This is a genomic window from Streptomyces sp. NPDC017520, assembly GCF_044329855.1.
In the GTDB taxonomy this organism is placed as follows: Bacteria; Actinomycetota; Actinomycetes; order Streptomycetales; family Streptomycetaceae; genus Streptomyces.
Genome location: NZ_JBIRKB010000041.1, coordinates 1 through 4,720 on the forward strand (window position 1 = coordinate 1; position 4,720 = coordinate 4,720).

General features: G+C 73.6%; 2 protein-coding genes. Both read right to left on the minus strand.

Annotation, left to right across the window (positions count from 1 at the left end):
* Nucleotides 1-1,655 (minus strand): type I polyketide synthase (locus tag ACH4KB_RS37870; protein ID WP_398071634.1); only part of this gene is annotated, 1,655 nt, incomplete at its 3' end.
* A 270-nt stretch (nt 1,656-1,925) separates the two neighbouring features.
* Nucleotides 1,926-4,720, minus strand: a 2,795-nt coding sequence (locus ACH4KB_RS37875; RefSeq protein WP_398071636.1) for a type I polyketide synthase, incomplete at its 5' end; no start/stop codon positions are given.

The following is a 4,720-nucleotide window of genomic DNA, read 5'->3' on the forward strand; positions in this document are numbered from 1 at the left end:
ACACCCGCGAGAAACTCACCCCGGTCACGGCCCACCACCACCGCACGGTGATCAAGAGACGCACGACCCGTCGCGAGAGAGAAACCGACATCGAGCGAGGTGAGGGCGGCGGCCTCGTCGGAGGCGTGGTCGTACAGGCGGCGGGCCTGGTCGCGCAGGGCCGCCTCCGTGCTGCCGGAGAGCAGCCAGGGCACGACGGGCAGGGCGACCGGCGCCCGGGTCTCCCCGGCCTCCGTCGCGTTCGCCGCCGCGTCGGTCGTCCTGTCGGCCGGCGGCTGCTCGATGATCACGTGGGCGTTGGTGCCGCTGACGCCGAAGGCGGAGACGGCGGCGCGGCGGGCGCGCTCGGTGACCGGCCAGTCGCGGGCCTCGGTGAGCAGTTCGACTGCGCCGGAGTTCCAGTCGGCCATCGGCGTGGGCGTCTGAACGTGGAGGGTGCGGGGCAGCACCCCGTGGTCCATCGCCAGGATCATCTTGATGACCCCGCCGACACCGGCGGCCGCGACGGTGTGCCCGATGTTCGACTTGAGGGAGCCGAGGTAGAGCGGGCGGTCCTCGGCGCGGCCCTGGCCGTACGTGGCGAGCAGCGCCTGCGCCTCGATCGGGTCGCCGAGCCGCGTCCCCGTACCGTGCGCCTCGACGGCGTCGACATCGGCGGGGGTCAGCCGGGCGTCGGCGAGGGCCTGGCGGATGACCCGCTCCTGCGCCGGACCCCTGGGGGCGGTCAGACCGTTCGACGCGCCGTCCTGGTTGACGGCCGAGCCGCGGATCACGGCAAGGACCTGGTGGCCGTTGCGGCGGGCGTCGGAGAGCTTCTCCACGAGGAGCATGCCCACGCCCTCGGCCCAGGAGGTGCCGTCCGCTTCGGCGGAGAAGGACTTGATGCGGCCGTCGGGGGCCAGGCCGCTCTGCCGGGAGAAGTCGACGAACCCTCCGGGGGTCGCGGTCACCGTGACGCCTCCGGCCAGGGCGAGGTCGGACTCGCCGGAGCGCAACGACTGGACCGCCAGGTGGAGGGCGACGAGCGAGGAGGAGCACGCGGTGTCGATGGAGACCGCCGGGCCCTCCAGGCCGAGGCTGTAGGCGATACGGCCGGAGGCGACGCTGCTGAGCTTGCTGGTCAGCAGGTAGCCCTCGAACTCCTCGGGGCCTTCCAGACCCAGGTAGCTCTGCTCGATGATGCCCGCGAAGACGCCGGTGCGGCTGCCGCGCAGGGTCTCGGGGTCGATGCCGGCCTGTTCGAGCGCCTCCCAGGAGGTCTCCAGGAGGAGACGCTGCTGCGGGTCCATGGAGAGGGCCTCGCGGGGCGAGATCCCGAAGAAGCCGGCGTCGAAGAGGGCGGCGTCGTGCAGGAAGCCCGCCTGGCGGGTGTACGAGGTGCCGGGGTGGGCCGGGTCGGGGTCGTAGAGGCGCTCCAGCTCCCAGCCCCGGTCGGTGGGGAAGTCGGTGATGGCGTCGGTGCCGTCGGCGACCAGCTGCCACAGGTCCTCGGGCGACGCGACGCCGCCGGGGAACCGGCAGGCCATGCCGACGACGGCGATCGGCTCGGACTCGGCCGCCTTGAGCTCGGCGATCTTCTGGTTCGCCGTCTGAAGGTCGACGGTGACCCGCTTCAGGTACTCGACCAGCTTCTCTTCGTTCGACGGGTTGGACATCGGGTTCGTGCTCTCCTCGGGCGAAGGGCGGAGTTGCGAAGGCGGAGTTGCGACGGCTGAGAGGCGGGCGACTGAGTGGCGGGCGACTGAGTGGCGGGGGCCGGGCCGTCCGGCGGGGAGGGGCCTCCGGACGGCCCGGCGTGATCCCGACAACGCGGCGAGGGATGGGGTCTCCCCTGCTCGAGCGAAGCCGAGAGCTTGGGGAAGTGCCAGACGCCGTCGAGCAGGGCGGGACTTTCGAAAAACGCCCTAGGACTTTCGAAAAACGCCCTAGCGGCCGAGTTGGCTGTCGATGAGGCTGAAGAGTTCGTCGATCGAGGCCGATTCGATGGCTTCGGACGCGTCGGCCTCGGGCCCCGCGGCCGACGCCTCGTCCGGCCCCTCGATCTGCGAGAGCAGCGCCCTCAGGCGGGCGGAGACGGTGGACCGGTCGGCGCCCGTGGAGACCGCTGCCAGCTTCCGTTCCACCTGGTCCAGTTCGTCGAGGAGCGCCTGGCCGGGGTCCGGGGCCTGCGGGACGAGGCACTCCCGCAGATGGGCGACGAGGGCGGCCGGGGTGGGATGGTCGAAGACGAGGGTGGCGGGAAGCTTGACGCCGGTGGCGGTGCCGATCCGGTTGCGCAGGTCGACCGCGGTGATCGAGTCGAAGCCCAGGTCCTGGAAGGCCCGTTCGGGGGCGATGGTCTCAGCGTCGCTGCGGCCGAGGACGGTGGCCACGTCGGTCAGCACGAGGGTCAGGATCAGTTGGTCCTGCTCGACCTCGCTGAGGTCGGCGAGGCGGGCGGTGAGTTCGGCCGCCCGGTCGACGGCAGGGCCGTTCGCCAGGCCGTCGGACTGGGCGACGCGGCGCCCGGGCAGGGCGACGAGCTCGGTCAGGAGGGCGGGGATCCGGGGCTGGGCCCGGACGGCGGAGACGCCGACCGGGGCGGCGACGAGCGCGGCCCGGCCGTCGGCGGTGGACCGGTCGAAGAGGGAGAGGCCCTCGACGCGGGCGATCGGGCGGAAGCCGTCGCGGGCGAGGCTGTTGAGGTCTGCCTCGGAGAGGTGGGCGTTGATGCCGCCGAGCTGCCACAGGCCCCAGGCGATGGAGGTCGCGGACAGGCCGTGGGCGCGGCGGTGGGCGGCGAGGCCGTCCAGGAAGGCGTTGGCGGCGGCGTAGTTGGCCTGGCCGGGGCCGCCGAGGACGCCGGCGGTGGAGGAGAAGAGCACGAACGCGTTGAGCTCCATGTCCCGGGTCAGGTCGTGCAGGTGCCAGGCGGCGTCCGCCTTGGACCGCAGTACGCCGTCGAGCCGGGCGTCGGTGAGCGCGGGTATCAGCCCGTCGTCGAGGACGCCCGCGGTGTGGACGACGGCGGTCAGCGGGTGTTCGGCCGGGATGCCGGCGAGGACGCGGGCCAGTGTGCCGCGGTCGCCGGCGTCGCCGGCGAGGACGGTGACGTGGGCGCCGATGCCCCGCAGGTCGTCCACGATCGGCTGTACATGCTCCGCCCGGTCTCCGGTGCGGGAGAGGAGCACGAGCCGGGAGGCGCCGTGCTCGGCGACGAGGTGGCGGGCGAACGTGGCGCCGAGGGTGCCGGTGCCGCCGGTGACCAGGACGGTGCCGCCGGCCTTCCAGTCGGGGGCCCGGCCGGCCGGGGTGACGGGGACGCGGCGCAGGCGCGGCAGGAGCACCGTGCCATCGCGGAGGGCGGCCTGCGGTTCGCCGGAGGAGGCGAGGGCGGCGAGCCGTTCGTGGGGGATGTCGGTGTCCGTACCGGCGTCGATGACGGCGATACGGTCCGGGGCCTCCGACTGGGCGGAGCGGAGCAGGCCCCAGACGGCGGCGCCCGGCAGGTCGGTGACGTCCTCCCCGTCGGCCGTGGCCACCGCGCCCGAGGTGACGACGGCGAGCCGGGTCCCCTCCAGACGCTCGTCGGCCAGCCACTCCCGCACCAGGGCGAGGACCTTCCGGGTGGCGGTGCGGGTGGCTGCGGTCTGGTCGGCGCCGGGGTCGGCGGGGGTCCACGGAACCAGCACGGTGTCGATACGGGTGCCGGATGCGAGGGCCGTGGCCACGGCGGCCGGGTCCGGGTAGTGGGGGTGGTCGGGGGCGCGGCCGGGGCCGTCCGGGTCCAGGACGGCCCAGACGGGCGGCTCGGCGGGACCGGGGAGGGAGGTGGCGGGGATCCAGTCGACGTGGAAGAGCGACTCGCGTCCGGTGCTGTCGCCGCCGACCGCGGCTCTGAACTGCTCGGTGGGTATGTCGCGGAAGACGACGGACTCGACCGAGACCACGAGGTCCCCGGCCGCGTCGGCCAGCTGGAGCGAGATGGAGTCGTCGTCGAGCTCGGTGACCTTGGCCTTGACGGCGGTGGCGCCGGTGGCGTGGAGCCGTACGCCGTACCAGTCGGCGGGGACCGGGATCGTACCGCCGGCGGGGTTGGCCGGGCGGGCGGGCAGGGCGGCCTGGAGCAGGACGGGGTGGAGGCCGTACCGGCCGGCGTCGGACCGGAGACCGTCGGGGAGCTGGATCTCGGTGGTACGGCCCGGGGCGCTCTCGTCCCAGGCGAGGGACGTGGCGGCCTCGGGCTCCTCGGTGAGGTACCAGCCCTCGGCGTGCATGGTCCACGGCGCGTCGAAGTCGTCGGGGCGGGAGTACAGGCAGAGGCAGTGGCGTCCGGTGTCGTCCGGGGTGCCGGCCCTGACCTGGAGCTGGATGTTGCCCTCCTCGGGGAGGACCAGCGGGACCTGGAGGTTGAGCTCGTCGAGGGCCGGGTGGCCGATCAGGTCGCCCGCGTGGATGGCGAGTTCGACGAGGGCGGAGGCGGGGAGGACGGGTGAGCCGAGGACGATGTGGTCGGCGAGCCACGGGTGGCTCTTGAGGGAGAGCCTGCTGGTGAAGAGGATCTGGTTGAAGCCGGCCACGGTGATGGGCGAGCCCAGGACGGGGTGGCCGGTGGTGGGGGCGCCGTTGCCGAAGGTCTCGGGGACGGTGCGGGGTTCGAGCCAGTAGCGCTGTCGTTGGAAGGCGTAGGTGGGCAGGGGCACCTGGCGGGCGCCCGTGCCTTCGTAGAAGGCCTCCCAGT